The sequence below is a fragment of the Ancylobacter sp. genome (assembly GCF_965279025.1).
In the GTDB taxonomy this organism is placed as follows: domain Bacteria; phylum Pseudomonadota; class Alphaproteobacteria; order Rhizobiales; family Xanthobacteraceae; genus Ancylobacter.
This window is the reverse complement of record NZ_OZ257132.1, coordinates 3330527-3355119: the sequence shown is the minus strand read 5'-3', so window position 1 is coordinate 3355119 and position 24593 is coordinate 3330527. Positions and strand designations below refer to the sequence as shown.

Sequence of the window (24593 nt, the reverse complement as noted above, 5' to 3'; positions counted from 1 at the left end):
CGCTCACGAAAATATCACCGGCGACGGAGCAGCCACGTGATCGGGCGCACGCTTGGCTTCTATTTCGGCCGCCGGTTCATCAACTCCGTGCTGGGCATTTTCGTCGGCTGCGCCGGCCTCATCATGCTGATCGACCTGCTCGAACTGTCGCGACGGGTCGGCGAACGCGACGTCGACTTCACCACGCTGCTGCTGCTGGTGTTCTACCGCATGCCGTACTTCACGGAGCAGCTTCTGCCGTTCGCCGTGCTGTTCGGCGCCATCGGCACCTTTCTCACCCTGTCGCGGCGGCTGGAACTGGTTGTGGCGCGGGCGGCCGGCATCTCGGCATGGCAGTTCATGGCCCCTGCCCTGCTGATCGCCCTCGGGCTCGGGGTGTTTTCCACAACCGTCTACAATCCCGTTTCCGCCGACTTCAAGGAACGCGCCAGCCGGCTGGAGGCGGAAATATTCGATCGCCAGACCGGGCTGTTTGCGGCGGGCAGGAGCGGCTTCTGGCTGCGCCAGCAAAGCATCGACGGACAGGCGATCATCCAGGCCGCCGCCACCAGTGGCGGCGGGCGGGAGCTCACCGGCGTCAACGTTTTCCTGTTCGACTCGCATGACAAGCTGCTCGAACGAATCGAAGCGCGGCGCGGCGTGCTCGACGCTGGTGCATGGCGGCTGGAAAAAGCGCGCGTCTTAACTCCTGCAATAGGGTTGGAGGAGTACGACGTGTACATGCTCGCGACCAATCTCACCCCCGACCAGATCCAGGAATCGCTGCAAAGCGAGACGGTTCCGTTCTGGCAGCTTCCAGCCGCCATCGACGCCGCAACACGCGTGGGCTTTGGCGCGGAACGCTACAGGCTGCAGTATCAGAGCCTGCTGGCGCGCCCCATGCTCTTGCTGGCGATGGTGCTGATCGCGGCCTCGGTGAGCCTGCGCGTCTTCCGCTTCGGCGGGATCGGCCAGACAATTCTCGGTGGCGTCGCGGCCGGCTTTCTGCTTTATGTTTTCACCAAGCTCGCCGAGGATCTCGGTGAGGCCGGGATTGTTCATCCCATTATCGCAGCGTGGTTTCCAGCAGTCGTCGGAGCATTGATGGGCATTCTCATCCTGCTTCACCGGGAGGACGGATGAAGGTCGGCAGCGTGATAGCCGGCCAGGCAGATTCGGCAATCCGGCGACTGAAGAGTCGCCTGCGCCATTCTGCCTGCGCGTTGATTTTAGGTGCAGGTTCCGTTGCGTTGGTCGCGTTGGGCCCGGCGTCGCTGGCGCATGCCCAGACCGGCACGGCTCAGCCGGGGATGACTCATACCGGCACGGCCCATGCCGGCGCAGCCCAGACGTCCGCCCTCGCCTCCGGCCTCGTCAATCGGCAGACAGACCCCAACGCCAAGATGCTCGTGACCGCCGATGAGCTGGTCTACGACAACACGCGCAATGAGGTGATCGCGGAAGGCAACGTCCAGATCTATTACGACGGCGCCGTGCTCGAGGCGCGTCGCGTCGTCTATGATCGGAATGCCAACCGGCTTCGCGCCGAAGGCGGGGTGCGCCTGAAGGACAAGGACGGCACGGTCATCGCCGCCGACAACCTCGACCTGTCCCAGGACTTCAGCAATGGTTTCGTGAACTCGCTGCGCATCGATACGCCCGAGAGCATGCACTTCGTTGCGGCGCGTGCCGATCGCTCGAACGGCGACACCACCGTCCTGACCAGCGGCGCCTACACGCCGTGCGAACCCTGTAAGGAAAATCCGCAGAAGCCGCCGCTCTGGCAGGTCAAAGCCGCGAAGATCATCCATAAAGAAAAGGAACAGATGATCTATTTCGAGGATGCCAGGATCGAATTCCTCGGCATCCCGCTCGCCTGGGTTCCTTACCTGGAGGCTCCCGATCCGACGGTGAAGCGCAAGTCCGGCTTCCTGATCCCGTCTTTCGTGAACACATCCGAAATCGGCTATGGCGCAACCGTTCCGTATTTCTGGAACATCGCGCCCAACATGGACGTGACGTTCTCGCCGCTGATCGTGTCCAAGCAGGGCGTGATGCTCGACGCCGAGTTCCGGCATCGGCTGGAAACGGGCACCTACAGCATCCGCGCCGCCGGCATCGACCAGCTGGACAAGGACGCGTTCATCGGGACCAACGTGCTGGGGCAGCCCGATCCAGAGCCGGGCTATCGCGACCAGCGCGGCGTGATCGAGACGCACGGCAAGTTCAACATCAACAAGAACTGGTACTGGGGTTGGGACGGCTGGCTGATGTCAGACGAGACCTTCCTGCAGGACTACAACCTCATCAACACCACGACGCGTGAGGTCACCTCGCAGCTCTACCTCGTCGGCCAGGGCGACCGTTCCTATTTCGACCTGCGGGCGATGTATTTCACCGGCCTGACCTCCTACGACATCCAGGACCAGCAGCCGGTCATCCACCCGGTGCTCGACTACAGCAAGACGCTGGGCGAGTCGGTGTTTGGCGGCCAGTTCAGCTACGACATCAACTTCACCAGCCTGACGCGCGAGCAGGCCGACCTGCGCGCCACCTCGGCCAATTATGCCCCGCTGGTTCCCGAGCTTTACGATGGCCCGACCAACCAGTGCGACCTCTCGCGCATCCCGCCCGGCACGAGCCTGCGCGATGCCTGCCTGATGCGCGGCATAGCTGGCAGCTATTCCCGCCTGTCGGGCGTGGTGGACTGGCGCCGGACCTTCATCGACACCGCCGGCCAGACCTGGACGCCGTTCTTCAACATGCAGCTCGACGTGGCGTCGGTGCAGGCGGAGGCGGAAGATGCGCCTTGGCTCGGGACGGGCGGCGACGAACAGCTCATCCGCGCGATGCCCGCCGTCGGCCTCGAATACCGCTACCCCTTCATCTCTGTCGAGAAGTGGGGCACGCAGACCATCGAGCCGATCGCCCAGGTCATCGTCCGCCCGGACGAGACCGATATCGGGAAGTTTCCGAACGAAGACGCACAGAGCCTGATCTTCGACGACACGAACCTGTTCGAGATCAACAAATATTCCGGCTATGACCGCGTCGAAGGCGGCGGGCGCGCCAATGTGGGCATCCAGTACACCGCCAACTTCAACGATGGCGGTCAGATCAACGCCCTGTTCGGCCAATCCTACAAAATGTTCGGCAAGAACTCGTATGCCTATTATGACATGGCCAATACGGGCGCCGAATCCGGTCTGGAGGACGACGCCTCCGACTACGTCGCCCGCCTGTACTACCAGCCGACCGAGCACTTCTCGCTCATCAACCGCTTCCGCTTTGACAATGACGACTGGTCGGTCGAGCGCTACGAGGTCGAAGGCCGCGCGACCATCAACAAGCAGCTGACGGTCTCCGCCCTTTACGGCCTGTACACGGCGCAGCCCCTGCTCGGCTATTACGAGGAGCGCGAAGGCATCCTCGGCACCGGCACGCTGAAGCTGAACGAAAACTGGAACATCAAGGCGGCCGCCCGCTACAACCTCAACCTCGACGAAATCGACTACACCCTGTTCGGCATCTCCTATGTCGACGAGTGCTTCGGCATCGCCCTGAACTACCGTTCGGACTACACGGAGAGCGGCAATCGTGAGCGCGTCGACACGGTCCTCGTCACCTTCACGCTGAAGACCCTCGGCGAAGCCGGTTTCTCGACCGAAGTGGGATCGGGCGGCAGCAGCAGCGACGACTAGGCAGCGGCGTCGCATTGACGCCACATCCGCCGACCAGAACAGCGCGGACACGGCGTCGACGCAACGGAAGAGGCCCCGTGCGACGCGCTGAAGGAAAGAGTGGAGAGAAAATGCTTGGACGGTCTTGGGTATGGGAGGGCTGGTGCGCGGGTCGTGATCGGGTCGCGGGCCCGGTCGTCCGCGCACTGCTTCTAGGTTGCGCGGTCTTCGCCGCCGCGGCGACCCTCCCTCAGCCCGTTCGCGCCCAGCAGATTCTCGTCCTGGTGCAGGGCCAGCCTATCACCAGCTTCGACGTCGCCCAGCGCATCAAGCTCGCCCAACTCACCGAACGGCAGAACCTTTCGCAGAAGCAGGCCCTGGAGGAATTGATCGACCAGCGCCTCAAGGTCGTGACCGCCGAGCGTTTCGGGATCACCGCCGACAAGGACGAGATCGAGAAGTTGTTCGCCCGCATGGGTAGCCGCAGTGGCCGCTCGCCGGAGCAACTGACCCAGGCGCTCGCGCAGTCCGGTCTCGATGCGGCCATGCTCAAGGCCAAGATGCGCGCCGATTACGTGTGGAATAACTACGTCCGCGGCCGGTTCTCGTCGGTGGCGACGGTGCGCGACTCCGACGTGTTCGCCGCCCTCCAGTCAAAGGGCGAGGATCTCACCCGCGCCCAACGCACGACCGAATACACGGTGCGCCAGATCGTGCTTGTCGTCGGCCGCACCGCGAGCCCGGGCGAGCGCTCCCAGCGCCTGGCGGAGGCCAACGGCCTGCGCAAGCAGTTCTCGGGATGCGAGAGCGGCGTAGAAACGGCTCGCGGCATGCGAGAGACGGTTGTCCGCGATCCGGTGATCCGCACCTCGGCCGATGTCACCGCCGCCGTGCGCAAGATCATGGACGACACCCCGGTCGGTCAGTTGACCGCCCCCGAGGTGACTCGTGCCGGGATCGAGATGATCGCCATCTGCAGCCGCCGCGAAGTGGTCGGCGAAAGCGCGCAAAAGCGCGAGGTGCGCACCGATCTGGAGAACAAGCAGTTCGAGGCTGTTTCCAAGAAGCTGCTCGACGACGCGCGCAAGTCCGCCATGATCCAGTACCGCTGACCGACCCATGGCGCCCCCCTCGCCGGTCCTGGCACTGAGTTTGGGCGAACCGGCCGGCATCGGCCCCGACATCACCCTCGCCGCCTGGCTGCTGCGCGACGCGCGGCATCTGCCAGCCTTCTTCGCTACCGGCGATGCCGAACTGCTGCGCCGCCGGGCCGCGCTTCTCGGCCTCGACATTCCCGTTCGCGAATGCACGCCGGAAGACGCCGCTGCGGTCTTTTCCCATGCCCTTCCCATCGTTCCGGCCGGCCCATCGGCGACAGCCGCCCCGGGCCGGCCGGACGCGACCAGCGCAACCGCCGCCTGCGCCGCCATCGATAGCGCCGTCGCCTTGGTGAAGGCCGGTCGCGCAGCCGCCGTGGTGACCAACCCCATCTCGAAAGCCGTGCTCTACGCCGACGGCTTCGCCTTTCCCGGCCACACGGAATATCTCGCCCATCTCGCCGGCACGCCGGCACTGCGGCCGGTGATGATGATCTGGTCGCCGGAGCTCGCCGTGGTGCCGGCAACCATCCACGTGCCGCTGTCTGAGGTGTCGCGCCTGTTCACGCGGGAACTGCTCATCGAGACCGCGCGCATCACCGCCCATGACCTGCGCCAGCGCTTCGGCATTGCCGCCCCGCGCCTCGCCATTTGCGGCCTAAACCCCCATGCGGGCGAAGACGGCACGCTGGGCCGCGAGGACGAGGACGTTACCCGTCCCGCCGTCGAAGCGTTGCGGCAGGCGGGAATCGACGCGCGCGGGCCGCTGCCGGCCGACACGCTGTTCCATGCGGCGGCACGCAGGACCTATGACGCCGCCATCGGCGCCTATCACGACCAGGTTCTGGCGCCGGCCAAGGCGCTCGCCTTCGATCGCGCGGTGAATGTCACGCTCGGCCTGCCTTTTGTCCGGACATCGCCGGACCATGGCACGGCGTTCGACCTTGCCGGCACTGGGCGCGCGGACCCGTCGAGCCTCATCGAGGCGCTGCGTCTCGCGCGCCAGCTCGCCGAGCGGGACGCCGCCAATGCCGCGCATCACCTTCTGTCGGAGCGCCAGCCGCTCCACGCCGAGCCGGGCTGATCCTCACCCATGAGCATCGACAGCCTGCCGCCTTTGCGCGACGTCATTCGGGACCACGAAATCTCGGCACTGAAGTCGCTCGGCCAGAATTTCCTGCTCGACCTCAATCTCACCTCCAAGATCGCCCGCACCGCCGGCCGGCTCGATGGGCTGACGGTGATCGAGGTCGGTCCCGGTCCGGGCGGGCTGACCCGGGCCATCCTGGCGCTCGGCGCCCGGCGCGTCATCGCCATCGAGCGCGATGCGCGCTGCGTGGCGGCATTGGCCGAGGTGGCGGCGCATTATCCCGGCCGGCTGGAGATCGTCGAAGGCGACGCGCTGGTGGCCGATTATCGGGCGCTTGTGGCGCCGCACGAGCGCGCGGTCATCATCGCCAACCTGCCTTACAATGTCGGCACGCCATTACTCATCGGCTGGCTGTCGTCGGATCCCTGGCCGCCCTGGTATGAGAGCCTGACGCTGATGTTCCAGCGCGAAGTGGCCGAGCGCATCGTTGCCGCGCCGGGCGAGGACCATTATGGCCGCCTCGCCGTGCTCACCGGCTGGAGGGCGCAGGCTTACATCGCCTTCGACGTGCCGCCCTCCGCCTTCGTGCCGCCACCCAAGGTGACATCCTCGGTCGTTCATCTCACACCGCGCCCGACGCCCCTGCCCTGCGATCGCAAGGCGCTGGAGCGCGTTACCGAGGCCGCCTTCGGCCAGCGCCGCAAGATGCTGCGCCAGAGCCTCAAGAGCCTCGGCGTCGATGTTGGCGCCTTGCTGGAGGCCACCGGTATAGCCCCGACGGAACGCGCCGAGCGCGTGCCGGTCGAGGGCTTCGTCGCCCTCGCCAATGCGTGGGTGGCGATGCGCGGCGCGGGCGCTCAGGACGTCAGCGTCGCCAATTCCTGATCGAGCCGTTCGACGATCGGCGGTAAGCCAAGCTGACGCTCGCGGCGCAGGCGCTCGGCCAGCAGGATATTGCGCAGGTTGGCGAAGGTGCTGTTGAGGTCCTCGTTCACCAGCACGTAATTATAGTCCTCCCAATGGGCGATCTCGGTGCGGGCGTTCTTCAGCCGCTTCTCGATGACCCCCGACGCATCTTCCGCCCGCCGCTCCAGCCGCGTCTTCAGCTCCGTCGCGGAAGGGGGGAGAATGAACACGCCGACGATATCCTCGCGCATGCGGGCATAGAGCTGCTCGGCACCCTGGTAGTCGATGTCGAACAGCACATCCCGGCCCGCATCCAGCGCCGCCTCCACCGGCTCGCGCGGCGTGCCGTAGAAATTGCCGTGAACCTCGGCGTGTTCGAGCAGGTCCGCCGCATCGCGCAGGCGTTCAAAGCGCTCGCGGGTGAGGAAATGGTAGTGAACCCCCTCCACCTCGCTCGGCCGACGATCGCGCGTCGTCACCGACACCGACAGATAGATGTCGGGGTTCTGCTCCAGCAGCAGGCGCGCCAGCGTCGACTTTCCGGCGCCGGACGGCGAGGAAAGGATCAGCATCAGGCCGCGACGGGCAATTTTTGATTCTTTCATGCGGCTCACTCGATGTTCTGGACCTGCTCGCGGAACTGTTCGACCGTTCCCTTGAGCTCCAGGCCGATCGCCGTCAGCGAGACGTCATTGGCCTTGGAGCAAAGCGTGTTGGTCTCGCGGTTGAATTCCTGCGCCAGGAAGTCGAGCCGGCGCCCGATGGCGCCGCCCTCGGCCAGCATGGCGCGGGCGGCGGCGACATGGGTCACCAGCCGGTCGAGTTCCTCGCGCACATCGACCTTGGAGGCGATCAACAGCGCCTCCTGGTGCAGCCGGTCGGGATCGAAATTGGCGCCCGTATCCAGCAACACCCGTATCTGGTCGGCCAGCTTGGCGCGGATCGCCTCCGGCCGCCGGGAGGGATTGGCCTCGGCGGCGGCGGTGAGCGCGGCGATGCTGGTGAGGCGCTCGCCCAGCACGACGGCCAGCGCCGCGCCTTCCTGCACCCGCATGGCGACGAGTTCGGCCAGTGCCTGCTCGAAGCCGGCAACGATCGCCGTCTCGGCCGCTGCGCGCGCCGCCTCGCTATCCTGCGCCTCGCTGATCTCCATCACGCCCTTGAGGCCGATGAGGCTTTCCAGCTGTACCGGCGGCGCGCCGAGTTCGTCGGCAACACGCCGCACCGACTGCGCGATGGCGCGCAGCACGTGCTCGTTGACGCGCACGCTCACTTCCGGATCGGTCCGCGTGAGGGAGAGATTGCCGTTCACATTGCCACGCGTCAGCACGCGGGCGGCGGTCTGCCGGAGGCCGTTTTCCAGCCCTTCCCACCCGCCGGGAAGACGCAGGCGGACATCGAGCCCCTTGCCGTTGACCGATTTGAGTTCCCAGGCCCAGCTCCACGCGCCGCTGCTGCCTTGCGTGCGTGCGAACCCCGTCATGCTGGCCAGCGTCATGTCGTCCCCCCTGCCCCGTCTGCGGACGGCGGGCGGACCTTAACGGCGCACGCCGGCCGTCTCAAGCCGATCGTGCGGGACATTGGGCTCAGTCGACGGCCGTGGCGCCCGTGGTGCCGGACGTGCCGGCAGGCTGGGCCGCCGGGTCGACCTTGCGGTCGCGCTCGACCTGGCGCCAGCGGGCCACATTCTTGTTGTGCTGGTCAAGCGTCTCGGCAAAGGCATGGCCGCCCGAACCGTCGGCGACGAAGTACAGGCTCTTGGTCTTGGCCGGGCGGGCGGTGGCCTCCAGCGAGGCGCGACCGGGATTGCCGATCGGGCCCGGCGGCAGCGCCGGGATGGTGTAGGTATTGAACGGCGTCGGAGTCGAAATGTCGGTGCGTGTCAGCGGGCGTTCCAGCCGGCCCTTGCCGCGCACCAGCCCGTAAATGATCGTCGGGTCGGACTGCAGCCGCATCTTCTTGTTAAGCCGGTTGACGAACACCGCCGCCACCTCGGTCCGCTCCTCGGGAACGCCGGTTTCCTTTTCGACGATAGAGGCGAGGATCACCAGTTCCTCCGGCGATTTCAGCGGCAGCTCGGGATCGCGCTTCGCCCAGATCTCCTTCAGCGTCGCGTCCTGTGTGCGCGCCATGCGGCGCAGCAGGTCCTCGCGCGAGGTGCCGCGGGTGACCTTGTAGGTGTCCGGCATGAGGCTGCCCTCGCGCGGCACCTGCCGCACGCCACCAGACAGTTCCGCCACCTCCAGCACGCGCTCGACGATCTGGTCGCTGGTCAGGCCTTCGGGAATGGTGACGGTATATTCTAGCACCTTGCCGGAGACGAGGGTGCTCAGCACCTGCTGGATCGAGGAGCCTCCCGCGAAGGCATACTCGCCCGCCTTGAGCTTGCTGGACGCGCGGGTGCCGACCGCCGCGCCGACGAAGACCCATTTGTCGTCGATGACGCCTTGCTTCAGCAGAAGATCGGCGATGTCCATCACGCCGTAATCGTTCGGCACGATCACCGCCTTGTCCTGCGCAAGCGGCCCCGGCGCGTAATAGCGCGTCTTGCCGATCCACAGCGCCCCGCCGCCCAGCACGATGGCGACGATCAGCAGCGTGAACACCATGCTGCCGGCGACGACCAGAGGATGATTCGCCCGGCGCGAGGCCTTGTGCGGATCGGGCACTTTCCCGAGCGGCGTAGGGCCGGGAGCGCCGGGTGGCGTCGGGGAAATGGGATCGGTCATCGGATGCCTCGCCTTGCGTCCGCGGGCAGCGAAACGCCCGGGCAGAGTACCCGAAAAAGTGGCGAAAGCTGGAAAGCCGCCACTTTAAACGGCAGCGGCTTCCCCAGCGTTTGCGGTGCCGCGCTCAGTTCGCGTAGCGCTTGAAGACCACGGAGGCGTTGGTGCCGCCGAAGCCGAACGAGTTCGACAAGGCGTACTCGATCTCCCGCTTGCGCGGCGTGTGCGGCACGAGGTCGATCGGGCTGTCGACCGACGGATTGTCGAGATTGATCGTCGCCGGGGCAATCTGGTCACGAATGGCGAGCAGCGAGAATATCCCTTCCACGGCGCCGGCGGCGCCCAGCAAATGGCCGATGGCCGATTTGGTGGACGACATGGAGACCTTCGCCGCGTTGTTGCCGAGCAGGCGCTGCACGGCGCCGAGCTCGATCTCGTCCGCCATGGTCGAGGTGCCATGGGCGTTGATGTAGTCGATCTCGGCCGCGGTGATGCCCGCCCGCTTCAGCGCCGCCGTCATGCAGCGGAAGGCGCCGTCGCCATCCTCCGAAGGGGCGGTGATGTGATAGGCATCGCCCGACAGGCCGTAGCCGACGATCTCGCCATAGATCTTGGCGCCGCGCGCCAGCGCGTGTTCGAGTTCCTCGACCACGACCACGCCCGCGCCCTCGCCCATGACGAAGCCGTCGCGGTCCTTGTCATAGGGACGCGAGGCCTTTTCGGGCGTGTCATTATAGCTGGTAGAGAGAGCGCGGCACGCAGCGAAGCCGGCGAGCGCCAGGCGGTTGATCGGCGATTCGGTGCCGCCCGCTACCATCACGTCCGCATCGCCGAAGGCAACGAGACGGGCCGCATCCCCAATGGCGTGCGCGCCGGTGGAGCAGGCGGTGACCACCGCATGATTGGGGCCCTTGAGGCCATGCTCGATCGAGACATAGCCGCCGGCGAGGTTGATCAGCCGCCCGGGAATGAAGAAGGGAGACACACGGCGCGGGCCGCGCTCCTGGAGCAGCAGAGACGTCTCGGCGATGCCCTGCAGGCCGCCGATGCCGGAGCCGATCATCACGCCGCTGGCGCACTGGTCCTCATAGGAGGTCGGATGCCAGTCGGCATCGTCCAGCGCCTGCGTCGCCGCCGCCATCGCATAGATGATGAAGTCGTCGACCTTGCGCTGTTCCTTCGGCTCCATCCACTGGTCGGGATTGAAGGTGCCGTCGGTCCCGTCGCCACGCGGCAGCTGGCAGGCGATCTTGGCCGGCAGGTCCGAGACGTCGAAATTCTCGACGCGGCGGGCGCCGCTCTGTCCGGCAAGCAGACGTTGCCAGGTAATCTCGACACCGCATCCGAGCGGCGTCACCATGCCGAGGCCGGTAACGACGACGCGCCTCATCCGATATCTCCGGAGAACTTCTGATCAATTGGCGCCGCGACGGACAAGCCGCCGCAGCGCGCGAGAGCGGCGATCAGGCCGCGTTCTTTTCCAGGAAGTTGATGGCGTCGCCGACGGTCAGGATTGTCTCGGCGGCGTCGTCCGGAATCTCGCAGTTGAAGGCTTCTTCAAAGGCCATGACCAGCTCGACCGTATCGAGGCTGTCGGCGCCGAGGTCGTCGATGAAGCTCGCATTCTCGGTAACCTTCTCGGGCTCGACGCCCAGATGCTCGGCTACAATCTTCTTCACGCGCTCGGCAATATCGCTCATAGGTTCACCCTCGTCCGTATCCGGAGGTTGCTACGTTATACCATTTGGCCCCCGCGCGAACGCGGTGTTGGCGGCCTGCTTTTTGCCCCGAGTACAGGATGTTCTGAACGTTTCCGCGATGGAGTTGCGGTGTCCAACCCTGTGAGCCGTGGCGGTCGTTAGCACACTTCAAACGCCAAAACCAGCACCGTAAAGAGCGGGTTAACAGCGGTCTCGGTGGGCCTCGTCAGATCATGGCCATCCCGCCGTTCACGTGCAGCGTCTGCCCCGTGACATAACCGGCTTCGTCCGATGCAAGATAGACGGCAGCGGCCGCGATGTCCTCCGGCGAGCCCAGCCGGGCGGCCGGGACAGCGGAAAGAATCGCCTGCTTCTGCTTGTCGTTCAGCACGTCGGTCATCGGCGTGGCGATGAATCCCGGCGCGATGCAGTTCACCGTCACGCCGCGCGCCGCCACTTCCTTGGCCAGCGCCTTCGACATGCCGATCATGCCGGCCTTGGCGGCGGCGTAATTACCCTGGCCGGCGTTGCCGGTCACGCCGACCACCGAGGTGATGCCGATGATGCGGCCGGCCCGCCGACGCATCATGGTGCGAGCCGCAGCGCGGGTCAGCCGGAACCCGGCGGTAAGGTTCACCGCGATCACCGTGTCCCACATCTCGTCGGTCAGCCGCACGAACAGCCCATCGCGGGTAATGCCGGCATTGTTGACCAGGATGTCGACCTCGCCCATGGCCTCTTCGGCCTGCGGCACCAGCTGCTCTACCTGCTCGATGTTCGACAGGTCGCAGGGCAGCACATGGGCGCGCTCGCCCAATTCGGCGGCGAGCGTCTCGAGTACCTCGCGGCGCGTGCCGGAAATTGCCACGGTTGCGCCGCGCGCGTGCAGCGCCTTGGCGATGGCGCCGCCGATGCCGCCGGTGGCGCCGGTAACAAGTGCGGTCTTCCCCGTCAGATCGAACATGGGAACCTCCTGAATTGCTGTCTCAAGCCTGTGCCGGCGCGGCGGCGAAGGCGGCGACGTCCTCGGGCGCGCCCACGCTGGACGCGACCACCTGACGGGCGATGCGCTTGGTGAGGCCGGCGAGCACCTTGCCGGTGCCGACCTCGACGAGCCGGGTGACGCCCTGCTCGGCCATGAAGGAGACGGATTCGCGCCAGCGCACCGTGCTGGTGACCTGCCGAACCAGCAGCGCGCGGATGTCGTCCGGGTCGGAAACCGGAGCGGCGGTCACGTTGGCGACCAGCGGCACGCGCGGCGCGCGCACCTCCACGCCGGCCAGCGCCTCGCGCATGGCGTCAGCGGCGGAAGCGATGAGGCGGCAATGGAACGGGGCCGAGACGGTGAGCGGAATGGCGCGCGAGGCGCCCTCGCGCTTGGCGATCTCGCAGGCGCGCTCCACCGCGGCGGCGGTGCCGGAGACCACCACCTGGCCGGGCGCATTGTCATTGGCGATGTCGCAGACCTCGCCCTGCGCGGCCTCGGCAGCGACGGCCGCGACCTGGTCGAAGTCGAGGCCGAGGATCGCGGCCATGGCACCGATGCCCACCGGCGTCGCCGCCTGCATCGCCGTGCCGCGCAGGCGCAGCAGGCGGGCGGTGTCGGCGATGGAAATCGAGCCTGCGGCGGCGAGCGCCGAATATTCACCGAGCGAATGACCGGCCACGAAAGCCGCGTCGCGGGCAAGGTCGAGGCCGGCTTCGGCTTCCAGCACGCGCAGCGCGGCGAGCGAGGAGGCCATGAGCGCCGGCTGGGTATTGGCGGTCAGGGTCAGGGTCTCGAGCGGCCCGTCCCACATGATGGCGGACAGCTTTTCGCCGAGCGCTGCGTCCACCTCATCGAACACGGCGCGCGCCGCCGGGAACTGATCAGCGAGGGCCTTGCCCATGCCGACCACCTGGCTGCCCTGACCGGGAAACACGAAGGCTGTGCTCATGACGTTGCGCGATCCATCCGCCTCGAATTGGCGGGCGCAGGAACAACGCCCTGCGTCCCATGTCAAGTTGCAGGGCATCGCCGGGCCACTACCGCACAGCTTCTCGCCGCAGGATCGGGCCGTTCCGAGTCACTAGAGACGCGATGGCGAGGGGTGACCGCAGGCGCCAGCCTCATTATAAATCGCCCGCGAGCCGGACAGGGCGACCGCACAAGCCGGCCTGTGCGCAGGACCGCCGTTCCAACCTTGATTTTCCGCTCTTTTCGCGTATAAGCCCGCGCACTGTCAGTCCCGGCCGGGGGCTGAACGGACGGTTGCGCTCGGCTTTTTGCCGGACGTGGCAGCGGATCTGAGGTTTCGCGTCGTCCCGTGTCCCCGCCTTCGAGAATATTCGAGCCTTTCCGGGCTCGAAGGGCTCGGCGTCGGGAGGATGGCCGCAATAGTGCGGAACACAAGGAAAGGCACGAACATGGCTCTTTACGAGCACGTGTTCCTCGCGCGCCAGGATGTGACGGCGCAGCAGGTCGAGGAACTCACGACACGCTTCAAGGGCGTGATCGAAGCGAATGGCGGCTCGGTCTCCAAGACCGAATATTGGGGTGTGAAGACCCTCACCTACCGCGTCCGCAAGAACCGCAAGGCTCATTTTTCGCTCATGAACATCGACGCCCCGGCTGCCGCCGTGACGGAGATGGAGCGCCAGATGCGCATCGACGAAGACATCCTCCGCTACCTCACCATCCGCGTCGAGGAGCTCGAGGAAGGCCAGTCGGTCATGCTGCAGAAGCGCGACCGCGACGATCGTGGCGATCGTGGCTTCGGTGATCGCGGCTTCGGCGGCGACCGCGGCTTCGGCGGCGGCGGGCGCAGCTTCGGCGGCGACCGTGGTGGTGATCGTGGCGATCGCGGCCCGCGCCGCGACCGTGAAGAAGCTCCGGCCAACGTGGAGACTGAGTGATGGCTTTCGGTGGCACCGGCGGCGCAGCCGCGAACACGTCGGGCGCGCGTCGCCCCTTCTTCCGCCGTCGCAAGACCTGCCCGTTCTCCGGCGCCAATGCGCCGAAGATCGACTACAAGGACGTGCGTCTGCTGCAGCGCTACATTTCCGAGCGCGGCAAGATCGTTCCCTCGCGCATCACGGCCGTCTCGGCCAAGAAGCAGCGCGAACTGGCCCAGGCGATCAAGCGCGCGCGCTTCCTCGGCCTGCTGCCCTTCGTGATCCGCTGATCGCGTGACGTCTTCGTCCCCGGCTCCGGCCGGGGACGCCCTTTAAAGTGTATTCCGACAGGCCCCCGGAATTCCGGCGGCCTTGGCTGGGGCGGACAATGATCCTCCCCTAACCGCTAAGGGCGGGACAGCGTGTCGATGGTTCAGAACTGGCTCATGGCGCTTGGCGCCGGTGCGGCTTCCGCACTCCTGGTCGCGACGGTGGCGACCGGAAGTCCGCTTGCGCTCCCGCTGTTCTACCTCGCCCCCCTCCCCGTACTGATCGTGGGCCTCGGCTGGACGCATGTCTCAGCGCTGATCGCCGCCTCGGCCGCTGCCGTCGCCATCGGCGTGTTTTTCGGTGTCGAGCTGCTCGTCGCCTATGTCGCGGGCGTCGGCCTCCCCGCCTATGTGCTCTCCTATCTGGCGCTGATGGCACGCGAGCCGCAGCCAGGCGCGCCGCTCGAATGGTTCCCTGTCGGTCGGGTCGTGCTAGCTGCCGGCATCCTCGGCTGCCTTGCCGTGGCGGCGCTCATCCCGCTCGTCGCCGGCAGCGTCGAGGGCTATCAGGCGGCGCTGCGCACCCTGTTCCAGGCGATGTTCGAGGAGCGCCCCGGTGCCGGCGGGCCGGATGTCGAGCGGCTGGTGTACCTGCTGGTGCTGGTCATGCCGCCGGCGGCGGCCGTGGTCACCATGGTGACGCAGATCGGCAATCTGTGGCTCGCCGCGCATATTTCCCGCGTTTCCGGCCGGCTGATGCGGCCCTGGCCCGACCTCGCGACGATTTCGGTGCCGCGCGCCGTCGCCGCGCTGCTGCTCGGCGCCTTCATCGCCACCAGCGTGGCGGGGGGCTTCATTGGGCTGTTGGCGGAACTGCTGACCGCCACGCTCGTCATGGTGTTCGCCTTCATCGGGCTCGCCGTCATCCACTGGATCACGCGCGGCGCGGCGGGGCGCACGCTGGTGATCGCCACCGTCTGGATTGCCGCGCTCGCGCTCGGCTGGCCCTTCGCCATCCTCGCTTTGCTCGGCCTTGCCGAAACACTGTTTGGGGTGCGCCAGCGCTTCCGCAAAAGCGCCCCCCCCGGGCGGCCTCCGGCGGCCAACGACCTCTGACCTCACTCAATCTTTCCGCTTTGACGCATTGAATGGAGAATCGAAATGGAAGTCATCCTGCTTGAACGCGTGGCCAAGCTCGGCCAGATGGGCGAAATCGTGCGCGTGCGCGACGGCTATGCCCGTAATTTCCTCCTGCCCTCGGGCAAGGCGCTGCGCGCCACCAAGGACAATAAGAGCCGCTTCGATTCGATGAAGGCCCAGCTCGAGACCCGCAACCTCGAACTCAAGTCCGAGGCGACGAAGGTCGGCGAGAAGCTCAAGGGCACCGAGGTCGTGCTCGTCCGCCAGGCTGGCGAGACCGGCCACCTCTACGGCTCGGTGTCGACCCGCGACATTGCCGACGCCCTGACCGCCGCCGGCTTCTCGGTGGAGCGCCGCCAGATCGTCCTCAACCAGCCGATCAAGACCATCGGCGTGCACGAAGTGCCCGTCACGCTACACCCCGAGGTCGAGGTGTCGGTCCGCGCCAACGTCGCCCGCAGCCCTGAGGAAGCGCAGCGCCAGTCGCGCGGTGAGGACCTCAGCGTCGTTCGTGACGACGAGGACGAAGACGAGAGCGAATACTTGGAAGAGGCCGACACCGAGGCCGCTGCCGAGGAAGAGGCTGAGGAAGCCTGAAGCATTGACGTTACGTAATACGCCAAAATCGAAGCCCGGCCGGTCACGGCCGGGCTTTTTTGCATGTGGGCACTTGGTGGCATGTTGCGAGGCGGAAAAGGTTGTGATGCAATGATCGGCAGATAAGAGACATGCCCAGTGCATGGGCAGGCAGTCTTCAAGCGGAGACCAGCCTTCGCGGTTTGTCGTCGCCGACTGCCCATAGCTCGGGGTTGGCCGATGGAACGGTTGCTCGCCCAAGTCCTCGCGCGCATTGCGCGCCGTGGCACACTTGCCGTCACTTTCGCGTCCGGAACGCGCGCCGTGTTCGGCGACGGCAGCGGCGATCCGCTGGCGGTGCGGTTTACCTCCCAACTATGGCAGCGCCAGATCGTCCTCGATCCCGAACTGAAGTTCGGCGAGGCCTATATGGAAGGCGGCATGGTGGTCGAACAGGGCGACATCGCCCAGGTGCTCGCGCTGCTCATGTCGCAGGTCGGCCTGGAAGTCCCCAGCGCGACCGCCAAATTCTTCCTGCGGCTGCGCTTCCTGTTCCGCCGCCTCGCCCAGTTCAACCCGCCGGACCGCTCACAGAAGAATGTCGCCCACCATTACGACCTCGACGGACGCCTCTATTCGCTGTTCCTCGATGCCGACCGGCAATATTCCTGCGCTTATTTCGAGACGCCCGAGCAGACGCTGGATGACGCGCAACTCGCGAAGAAGCGGCACATAGCAGCCAAGCTGCTGTTCGACCGACCGGGCCTCTCCGCCCTCGACATCGGGTGCGGCTGGGGCGGCATGGGCCTTTACCTCGCCGGCCATGCTGGCGCCCGCGTCACCGGCGTCACGCTTTCGCAGGAGCAACTCGGCGTCGCCCGCTCCCGGGCCGAGGAGCGCGGCTTGTCCGACCGTGCCGATTTCCGATTGCAGGATTATCGCGACGTGCCCGGCCCGTTCGATCGCATCGTCTCGGTCGGTATGTTCGAGCATGTCGGGGTCGGCCATTACGACGAGTATTTCGCCAGGGTTGCGGACCTGCTCGACGATGATGGCGTCGCCCTTATCCACTCCATCGGCCGCTCGGAGGGGCCGGGCATCACCAATCCGTGGATCGCCAAGTACATCTTTCCCGGCGGCTACATCCCGGCGCTGTCTGAGGTGCTGCCGGCGGTCGAGAAGGCGGGACTGCTGGTGACCGATGTCGAGATCCTGCGCCTGCATTATGCCGAGACGCTGAAGGCCTGGCGCGAACGCTTCCTCGCCCATCGCGAGGAGGTCGAGCGGCTCTACGACCCACGCTTCGTGCGGATGTTCGAGTTCTATCTCGCCTCGTCCGAAATGGCCTTCCGTCATCAGGGAATGATGATCTTCCAGATCCAGCTCGCCAAGCGCGAGGGCGTGGTGCCGCTGACACGCAACTACATCGCCCAGGGCGAGGCGGCCCTGCGCGGCGTGGAAAAGCAGAGCCGCCCCGACCTGCGGCTGGCGGGCGAGTAGCCCGGCACCATACACCGGCGGGTCGGCGGCGCGGGAATCCCGTCAAGGGAGATTCAGCTTTCCACAGGCCCTCCACAGGACAAAATAGGGCGTGCGCGATTCGTGCCGGACTCCTCCCCGGGGCGGCGCTAGCAGTGGCGTCGACCCACCCGCACCCGGAACAGCCATGCTCGATTCTCCGAACCGCCCCCGGGCGGAGACCGACGCGACCTTTCGCAGCGCCCCGCACAACATCGAGGCGGAACAGGCATTGCTGGGCGCCATCCTCGTCAATAACGAGGCCTTTTACCGGGTTTCGGACTTTCTCGAGCCGCGCCACTTCTTCGAGCCGATCCACGTCGCGATCTACGAGACCACGTCGGCGCTGATCCGTGCCGGCAAGGTGGCGACACCGGTGACGCTGAAGACCTTCCTGCCCAGCGATTTCGATGCGGCTGGGCTGACGGCGCCGCAATATCTCGCCCGCCTTGCCGCCGAAGCGACGACGATCATCAATGCCGAGGACTATGGTCGCACCATCTACGACCTCTCGGTGCGGCGCGACCTGATCCAGATCGGCGAAGAAATCGTCAACGAGGCCTATGAGGCCCCGATCGACGCCACGCCGCAGGAGCAGATCGAGGAGGCGGAAAAGCGCCTCTACGAACTCGCCGAGACTGGCCGCTACGATGGCGGCTTCATGCGCTTCAACGACGCGCTGAAGGAAGCCGTCGACATGGCGAGCCGCGCCTTCCAGCGCGACGGGCACCTGTCCGGGACCGCCTCCGGCCTCAGCGATCTCGACCAGATGATGGGCGGGCTGCAACCGTCCGACCTCATCATCCTCGCCGGCCGTCCGGCGATGGGAAAGACCTCGCTCGCCACCAACATCGCCTTCAACGTCGCGGCGGCCTATAACTCCGAGACGCTGCCGGACGGCTCCATCCGCGCGGTCGACGGCGGGGTGGTTGGCTTCTTCTCGCTGGAAATGTCGGCCGAGCAGCTCGCCACTCGTATTCTCGCCGAACAGGCCGAGATCGCCTCCTACAAGATTCGTCGCGGCGACATCTCCGAGCACGAATTCGACAAGCTCGCCAGCTGCGCCCAGATGATGCAGACAATCCCGCTCTATATCGACGACACCGGCGGCATCTCCATCGCCCAGCTGCGGGCCCGCGCCCGTCGCCTCAAGCGCCAGCGCGGCCTCGACTTCATGGTGGTGGACTATCTCCAGCTGCTCACCGGCTCCTCCAAGAGCTCTTCGCAGGGGCGTGTGCAGGAAATTACTGAGATCACCACCGGCCTGAAGGCGCTGGCGAAGGAACTCGCCGTGCCGATCATGGCGCTTTCCCAGCTTTCGCGTCAGGTGGAAAGCCGCGACGACAAGCGCCCGCAATTGTCCGACCTTCGCGAATCCGGCTCCATCGAGCAGGACGCCGACGTGGTGATGTTCGTGTTCCGCGAGGAATATTACCTCAAGGGCCGCGAGCCTAAGGAAGGCACCGAGGAATGGTTCAAGTGGGACCAGGACATGAAGGCGGCGCTGGGCGTGGCCGAGATCATCATCGGCAAGCAGCGCCACGGCCCGACCGGCACTGTGAAGGTCTCGTTCGAGCCGCAGTTCACCCGCTTCTCCAATCTGGTTCAGGCCGACCGCCTGCCCGAGCCGTGAGAACCCGACCGTGAGCGCGCACACGATTCCCCTGAATGAGGCCGGCGGCGTCCTCACCATCGACCATGCCGCGCTGGCGGCGAATTATCAGGAACTGCAGCGCCGCGTCGCGCCTGCCGCCTGCGCCGCCGTGGTGAAGGGCGATGGCTACGGGATCGGCCTCACCTCCGCCGCCACCACATTGTGGCAGGCCGGCGCGCGCAGCTTCTTCGTCGCGCTGCTGGCCGAAGCCCGCACCCTGCGCGACCTGCTGCCGGACGCCGAGATCTTCGTGCTCAACGGCCTCTTCCCCGGTACCGAAGCGGTCTACCAGGAGCGCGACCTGCGCCCGGTGCTCGGCAGCACCACGGAGATCGCCCACTGGCAGGCGTTCTGCGAACGCACCGGCGAAGCCCTGCCCGCCGCCCTCCATGTCGACACCGGCATAAACCGGCTCGGCCTCACCCCAGCCGAGGCCGTGCATGTCGCCGAAGGACGGGACGAACTCGGCTTTCCGCTCGCGCTGCTGATGAGCCACCTCGCCTGCGCCGACGAGCCGGACCACCCACTCAATGCGCGCCAGCTTGAGGATTTCCGCGCCATCGTCGCGCTGTTCCCCGGCGTGCGCGCGTCGCTGTCCAACTCGGCCGGTACGGTGGGCGACCCCGCCTATCATTTCGATCTGGTTCGCCCGGGCATCGCCGTCTATGGCGGCCGCCCGCGCGCGGATGTCGCGCCGCTGCGCCCGGTGGTGCGGTTGGAACTGCGGATCGCCCGGATCCGCCATGTGCATGAGGGCGAGACCGTGGGCTATGGCGGCGCACACACCGCCATCCGGCCCTCGCGCGTCGCCATCCTCTCCGCCGGTTATGCCGACGGCATCCCGCGCCTCGCCGGCGCGTCCGACCTACGCCCCGGTGCGGAAGCGGTGGTGGCCGGCCATCGCTGCCCGCTGATCGGCCGCATCTCGATGGACCTGCTCGCCGTCGACATCACCGAACTGGCCGAGGACGCCGTGCAGCCCGGCGATTTCACCACCCTTTTGGGGGACGGGCTGACGCTCGACAACCTCGCGCGCCATTCCCACACCATCGACTACGAGATCCTCACCTCGCTCGGCCGCCGCTATCACCGCCGCCCGGCGTAGCTCGAGCGTATGCGCCCGCGCGCCACGCTTTCGCGAAAGCCGGTGCGGAAGGCCTGCACGACCTCATCGCCATTCTGCAGCCAGTCCGGCGCGATGAAACCCCTGCCGACCTCGAACTGTATGTCCACCCGCGTGATACGGGGCCCGGCGCTCTCCAGCCGCTTGCGGAAATGGAAGTTGCGCACCTTCCTCCAGGAGAGCCTGCGCCCGGACCACAGCGTGACCCCGGCATCGTCGACGCGATAGACAAGGAAGCGGCGGCGCAGCCACAAGCTGAAGCTGCCAATGCCGAATGTCAGCGGCAGAAGCACGACGAACCAGAACACGAAGCGTCCATTCATTCGCGCAACGACCTGCATCTTCATTGCTCGGATTGATGGAGCATCACCCGGCAGAAGCACCGGTACGGTGGCTCGAAGCAAATGCTGCGCCAGATACCACCATGGCGGCCGGCGCCGGCTTCTCCATTTTGGCTCGTGGCCTATAACGGCTAGAAGACGGCGCCCAACGAATCTGATCGGTCCCCCATGGCCAAGCGAACCGCATCCTTTATCTGCCAGATCTGCGGCGCGGTGCATGCGCGCTGGCAGGGCCGCTGCGACTCCTGCGGGGCATGGAACTCCATCGCCGAGGAAACGACCGCTTCCGATACGCTGCCGGCCAATCTGCGCGGTGGGCGGCGGGGCCGGCTGATCGCGCTGGAAAGCCTTGCCGGCACGTCCGAGGACGCGCCTCGCGTGCAGGTCGGCATCTCCGAGCTTGATCGCGTGGCCGGCGGCGGCATCGTGCCGGGCTCGGTGCTGCTCATCGGCGGCGATCCCGGCATAGGCAAGTCGACCCTGCTTATCCAGGCTTCCGCCGCGCTGGCCACCGCAGGGCATCGCATCATCTATGTCTCGGGCGAAGAGGCGGTCGCCCAGGTGCGGCTTCGCGCCGAGCGGCTCGGCCTTGCCGGCGCGCCGGTCGAACTCGCCGCAGAGACCAATGTCGAGGACATCGTCGCAACCCTTTCGGAAGGGCGGCGGCCGGTGCTGGTGGTCATCGACTCGATCCAAACCATGTGGACGGACACGGTCGAATCCGCTCCCGGCACGGTGACGCAGGTACGCTCCTCGGCGCAGATCCTCATTCGCTACGCCAAGCGTGCCGGCGCCGCCGTGATCCTTGTCGGCCATGTCACCAAGGACGGCCAGATCGCCGGGCCGCGCGTGGTGGAGCACATGGTCGATGCGGTGCTGTCCTTCGAGGGCGACGGCGCGCATGATTTCCGCATCCTGCGCGCCCAGAAGAACCGCTTCGGGCCGACCGACGAGATCGGCGTGTTCGAGATGACCAATCTCGGCCTCGCCGAGGTTGCCAACCCCTCGGAACTGTTTCTGTCGAACCGCGACAGCGGTGCGCCCGGCACGGCGGTCTATGCCGGCATGGAAGGCACCCGCCCGGTGCTGGTCGAAATTCAGGCGCTGGTGGTGCCCACCAGCCTCGGCACCCCGCGCCGCGCGGTGGTCGGCTGGGATCCGAGCCGACTGTCCATGGTGCTGGCGGTGCTGGAAGCGCGCTGCGGCATCAAGCTCGGCGCCCATGACGTGCACCTCAACGTCGCCGGCGGCTTCCGCATCAGCGAGCCGGCGGCCGACCTTGCCGTGGCGGCGGCGCTCATCTCCTCGCTCTCCGGCTCGGTGCTGCCGCCGGACAGCGTGTATTTCGGCGAGGTCAGCCTCACCGGAGCGGTCCGCGCCGTGCCTCACGCCATGGCGCGGCTGAAGGAGGCGGCCAAGCTCGGCTTCACCCGCGCCGTGGCGCCGGAAGCCAAGAGCCCGGCCAAAGGTTCGGCCAAGAGCGCGGCGGCGGCGCGCGAGCCCATGGAATCGCCGCTCGCCATCGAGGCCATCGCCTCTCTTGGGGATATCGTCGTCGCCATCGCCGCCAAGGGCCCCCGCCGCGGGGCGCGCGAGGCCCAAGAGGGATGACGCGCGCCCGGCGCCGCGCTATACGTCGCCGGGCTCTGCTGCGAGGCCGTAACGTTCAGATTCGCTGCGCTTTCGCCTGAAGGCCAGCTCGACCACGGTGAGATCGTCTTGACGCTGCTCGACATCATCCTGCTCGCCGTGATGGTCGTCTCCGGCCTCCTCGCCATGGTGCGGGGTTTCGTCCGCGAGGTCTTCGCCATCGCCTCCTGGCTCGCGGCGGCGCTGGTGACGCTTTACGCCTATCCGCACGCCCTGCCCTTCGCCAAGCAGTACATCGCCAACGACACCTTCGCGATGGCCGCCACGGTGGGCACGCTGTTCATCGTCACGCTGCTGATCGTCTCGATCATCACGGTGCGCATCTCCGACCTCGTGCTCGACAGCCGCATCGGCGCGCTCGACCGCACCCTCGGCTTCCTGTTCGGCCTGGCCCGCGGCTTCCTCATCATGGTTGTAGCCTTCCTGTTCTTCAACTGGCTGGTCCAGAACGAGCAGGGCCAGCCCGAGTGGATTCGCGATGCCCGCGCCAAGCTGGTCTTGCAAAGTGCAGGTGACTGGCTCATCTCCATTCTGCCGGAAGATCCCGAGAGCCTGATCCGCGAAATGCGCAGCTCGAAGGAAGCCGAGCCGACCGAGCCGCCGCCTGAGCCCGTCACTCCGGGCACCGTGCCGGTCACGCCGGCCCCGGTGACGCCGTCGGCGCCTTAATTCGACCGCGCCCATGGGACAAAGGCGTCCCAGGCGCAGTTGCTTTTGAGCACATGGAGCGGGCGCAGCCTTGAACTGCGCCGAGGAGCGAAGGTCCTATGGCCGATCTGATGGGTGATCACGTGGCGCCGAAATCGGCGGAAGCGGACGATTTCTTCGACGAATACGGGGACACGCTGCGCGAAGAGTGCGGCGTGTTCGGCATTTATGGACACCCCGACGCGGCGGCGATCACCGCCCTCGGCCTGCATGCCCTGCAGCATCGCGGGCAGGAAGCGGCCGGCATAACCACTTATGACGGCAGGCGTTTTCATTCGGAACGTCGTCTCGGCCTGGTCAGCGACGCCTTCTCGGACGGCGAAGCCATCAAGCGGCTGCCGGGACATATCGCGGTTGGCCATGTCCGCTATTCGACGACCGGCGAGACCATTCTGCGCAACGTCCAGCCGCTATTTGCCGAGCTTGATGGGGGTGGCTTCGCGATCGCCCATAATGGCAACCTGACCAATGGCCTGACGCTGCGCCGCCAGCTCATCCGCGACGGCGCCATCTGCCAGTCGACCTCCGATACGGAGGTGATGCTGCACCTCGTCGCCCGCTCCAAGCGCCCGCGCTTCACCGAACGTTTCGTCGACGCGCTTCGCATGCTGGAAGGCGCCTACGCCTTTGTCGGCCTCACCAACAAGAAGCTGGTCGGCGCCCGCGACCCGCTCGGGATTCGCCCGCTGGTGCTCGGCGAGCTCGATGGCCATCCGATCCTGACCTCCGAGACCTGCGCGCTCGACATAATTGGTGCGCGTCACGTGCGGGACATCGAGCCCGGCGAGGTCATCGTCTTCTCCTCCGACAAGGTGGAGACGCTGCGTCCCTTCGGCACCGTGCCGCCGCGCCCCTGCATCTTCGAGTACATCTATTTCGCCCGTCCGGACTCGGTGATCGGCGGCCATTCGGTCTACCAGGTGCGCAAGACCATGGGCATGCATCTGGCCGCCGAAGCCCCGGCAGATGCCGATCTCGTGGTGCCGGTGCCGGATTCCGGCGTGCCGGCGGCGATCGGCTACTCCCAGGCTTCCGGCCTGCCCTACGAGCTCGGCATCATCCGCAATCACTATGTCGGCCGGACCTTCATCCAGCCGACCCAGTCGGTGCGCGACCAGGGCGTGCGGATGAAGCACTCCGCCAATCGCGCCGTGGTCGAGGGCAAGCGCATCGTGCTGATCGACGACAGCCTCGTGCGCGGCACCACCTCGGTGAAGATCGTGCGCATGATGCGCGAGGCCGGGGCGCGCGAGGTGCATTTCCGCATCTCCTCGCCGCCCATCACGCACCCGGACTATTACGGCATCGACACGCCGGACCGCGACAAGCTGCTGGCCGCCACGCATGACCTGGAAGGCATGCGCCGCTATATCGGCGCCGACAGCCTGGCCTTCCTGTCCATCGACGGCATCTACAAGTCTATGGGTTATGAGGGCCGCGACCCGTTGCGCCCGCAATTCACCGACCATTGCTTCACCGGCGAATACCCCACCTTGCTCACCGATCGCGAGGGCGAGGTTTCGCCGCGTCAGCTCTCCCTGCTGGCCGAAGCGAGCTGACGG

23 protein-coding genes are annotated in these 24593 nt (G+C 66.5%); 15 read left to right on the top strand and 8 right to left on the bottom strand.

Going from position 1 to position 24593, the window contains the following annotated elements:
* Positions 1-36 precede the first annotated feature (36 nt).
* The 5 genes from lptG to rsmA all read left to right on the top strand — a co-directional run bounded on the left by lptG (position 37) and on the right by rsmA (position 6731).
* Positions 37-1122: an LPS export ABC transporter permease LptG gene (gene lptG / locus ACQY76_RS15510; protein ID WP_428029627.1), complete on the top strand. Its 1086-nt coding sequence runs from the start codon at positions 37-39 to the stop codon at positions 1120-1122.
* A complete protein-coding gene (locus ACQY76_RS15505; RefSeq protein ID WP_428029626.1) occupies positions 1119-3680 on the top strand; it encodes an LPS-assembly protein LptD in 2562 nt (853 codons plus the stop codon). Before lptG ends, ACQY76_RS15505 begins: the two co-directional genes overlap by 4 nt.
* 110 nt (positions 3681-3790) lie before the next feature.
* Positions 3791-4771, top strand: coding sequence for a SurA N-terminal domain-containing protein (locus ACQY76_RS15500; protein WP_428029625.1), 981 nt, complete (start codon positions 3791-3793; stop codon positions 4769-4771).
* A gap of 7 nt (positions 4772-4778) precedes the next feature.
* Positions 4779-5840 carry a 4-hydroxythreonine-4-phosphate dehydrogenase PdxA gene (gene pdxA, locus ACQY76_RS15495; RefSeq protein WP_428029624.1) on the top strand — a complete coding sequence of 354 codons (1062 nt, stop codon included), beginning with the start codon at positions 4779-4781 and terminating at the stop codon, positions 5838-5840.
* A 9-nt stretch (positions 5841-5849) separates the two neighbouring features.
* Positions 5850-6731: a 16S rRNA (adenine(1518)-N(6)/adenine(1519)-N(6))-dimethyltransferase RsmA gene (gene rsmA / locus ACQY76_RS15490; RefSeq protein ID WP_428029623.1), complete on the top strand. Its 882-nt coding sequence runs from the start codon at positions 5850-5852 to the stop codon at positions 6729-6731.
* Here rsmA and gmk read toward each other — a convergent pair.
* The 7 genes from gmk to fabD all read right to left on the bottom strand — a co-directional run bounded on the left by gmk (position 6704) and on the right by fabD (position 13115).
* Positions 6704-7357: a guanylate kinase gene (gene gmk / locus ACQY76_RS15485; RefSeq protein ID WP_428029622.1), complete on the bottom strand. Its 654-nt coding sequence runs from the start codon at positions 7355-7357 to the stop codon at positions 6704-6706. The two genes, rsmA and gmk, sit on opposite strands and share 28 nt — an antisense overlap.
* Positions 7358-7362: 5 nt before the next feature.
* Positions 7363-8250 (bottom strand): YicC/YloC family endoribonuclease, encoded by an 888-nt coding sequence (locus tag ACQY76_RS15480; RefSeq protein ID WP_428029621.1) that lies wholly within the window; start codon positions 8248-8250, stop codon positions 7363-7365.
* An 88-nt stretch (positions 8251-8338) separates the two neighbouring features.
* Positions 8339-9481, bottom strand: coding sequence for an endolytic transglycosylase MltG (gene mltG / locus ACQY76_RS15475; RefSeq protein ID WP_428029620.1), 1143 nt, complete (start codon positions 9479-9481; stop codon positions 8339-8341).
* 124 nt (positions 9482-9605) lie between these two features.
* Positions 9606-10868: a beta-ketoacyl-ACP synthase II gene (gene fabF, locus ACQY76_RS15470; RefSeq protein ID WP_428029619.1), complete on the bottom strand. Its 1263-nt coding sequence runs from the start codon at positions 10866-10868 to the stop codon at positions 9606-9608.
* Positions 10869-10941: 73 nt separating this feature from the next.
* A complete protein-coding gene (locus ACQY76_RS15465; RefSeq protein WP_131834805.1) occupies positions 10942-11178 on the bottom strand; it encodes an acyl carrier protein in 237 nt (78 codons plus the stop codon).
* 226 nt (positions 11179-11404) lie between these two features.
* Positions 11405-12142: a 3-oxoacyl-[acyl-carrier-protein] reductase gene (gene fabG / locus ACQY76_RS15460; protein ID WP_428029618.1), complete on the bottom strand. Its 738-nt coding sequence runs from the start codon at positions 12140-12142 to the stop codon at positions 11405-11407.
* 22 nt (positions 12143-12164) lie between these two features.
* On the bottom strand, positions 12165-13115 hold the full coding sequence (gene fabD / locus ACQY76_RS15455; RefSeq protein WP_428029617.1) for an ACP S-malonyltransferase: 951 nt from the start codon (positions 13113-13115) through the stop codon (positions 12165-12167).
* A gap of 469 nt (positions 13116-13584) precedes the next feature.
* Here fabD and rpsF point away from each other — a divergent pair, with 469 nt between their 5' ends.
* From rpsF to alr, 7 genes are all read left to right on the top strand, one after another.
* Entirely contained in the window at positions 13585-14073 is a 489-nt protein-coding gene (gene rpsF, locus ACQY76_RS15450; RefSeq protein WP_428029616.1) for a 30S ribosomal protein S6, read from the top strand.
* Positions 14073-14342, top strand: coding sequence for a 30S ribosomal protein S18 (gene rpsR, locus ACQY76_RS15445; RefSeq protein WP_018390316.1), 270 nt, complete (start codon positions 14073-14075; stop codon positions 14340-14342). The genes rpsF and rpsR overlap by 1 nt, the downstream gene beginning before the upstream one ends.
* A 138-nt stretch (positions 14343-14480) precedes the next feature.
* Positions 14481-15437, top strand: a complete 957-nt coding sequence (locus ACQY76_RS15440; RefSeq protein ID WP_428033027.1) for a DUF2232 domain-containing protein — start codon at positions 14481-14483, stop codon at positions 15435-15437.
* A gap of 45 nt (positions 15438-15482) precedes the next feature.
* Complete coding sequence (rplI, locus tag ACQY76_RS15435) at positions 15483-16058, top strand: 50S ribosomal protein L9 (RefSeq protein WP_428029615.1); 576 nt, start codon at positions 15483-15485, stop codon at positions 16056-16058.
* A gap of 219 nt (positions 16059-16277) precedes the next feature.
* Positions 16278-17537, top strand: coding sequence for a class I SAM-dependent methyltransferase (locus tag ACQY76_RS15430; RefSeq protein WP_428029614.1), 1260 nt, complete (start codon positions 16278-16280; stop codon positions 17535-17537).
* Positions 17538-17703: 166 nt separating this feature from the next.
* The gene (locus tag ACQY76_RS15425) at positions 17704-19188 is read left to right on the top strand and encodes a replicative DNA helicase (RefSeq protein WP_428029613.1); all 1485 of its coding nucleotides are present in this window, start codon (positions 17704-17706) and stop codon (positions 19186-19188) included.
* Positions 19189-19198: 10 nt separating this feature from the next.
* Positions 19199-20314: an alanine racemase gene (gene alr, locus ACQY76_RS15420; RefSeq protein ID WP_428029612.1), complete on the top strand. Its 1116-nt coding sequence runs from the start codon at positions 19199-19201 to the stop codon at positions 20312-20314.
* Here alr and ACQY76_RS15415 read toward each other — a convergent pair.
* Positions 20296-20655: a hypothetical protein gene (locus ACQY76_RS15415; protein ID WP_428029611.1), complete on the bottom strand. Its 360-nt coding sequence runs from the start codon at positions 20653-20655 to the stop codon at positions 20296-20298. The two genes, alr and ACQY76_RS15415, sit on opposite strands and share 19 nt — an antisense overlap.
* 186 nt (positions 20656-20841) lie before the next feature.
* On the opposite strand from ACQY76_RS15415, the gene radA reads away from it, so the two are divergent.
* The 3 genes from radA (at position 20842) to purF (ending at position 24590) form a co-directional block, all read left to right on the top strand.
* Positions 20842-22284, top strand: coding sequence for a DNA repair protein RadA (gene radA, locus ACQY76_RS15410; RefSeq protein ID WP_428029610.1), 1443 nt, complete (start codon positions 20842-20844; stop codon positions 22282-22284).
* A gap of 102 nt (positions 22285-22386) precedes the next feature.
* The gene (locus ACQY76_RS15405) at positions 22387-22992 is read left to right on the top strand and encodes a CvpA family protein (protein ID WP_428033026.1); all 606 of its coding nucleotides are present in this window, start codon (positions 22387-22389) and stop codon (positions 22990-22992) included.
* Between the two features lie 98 nt (positions 22993-23090).
* Positions 23091-24590: an amidophosphoribosyltransferase gene (gene purF / locus ACQY76_RS15400; RefSeq protein WP_428029609.1), complete on the top strand. Its 1500-nt coding sequence runs from the start codon at positions 23091-23093 to the stop codon at positions 24588-24590.
* Positions 24591-24593 lie beyond the last annotated feature (3 nt).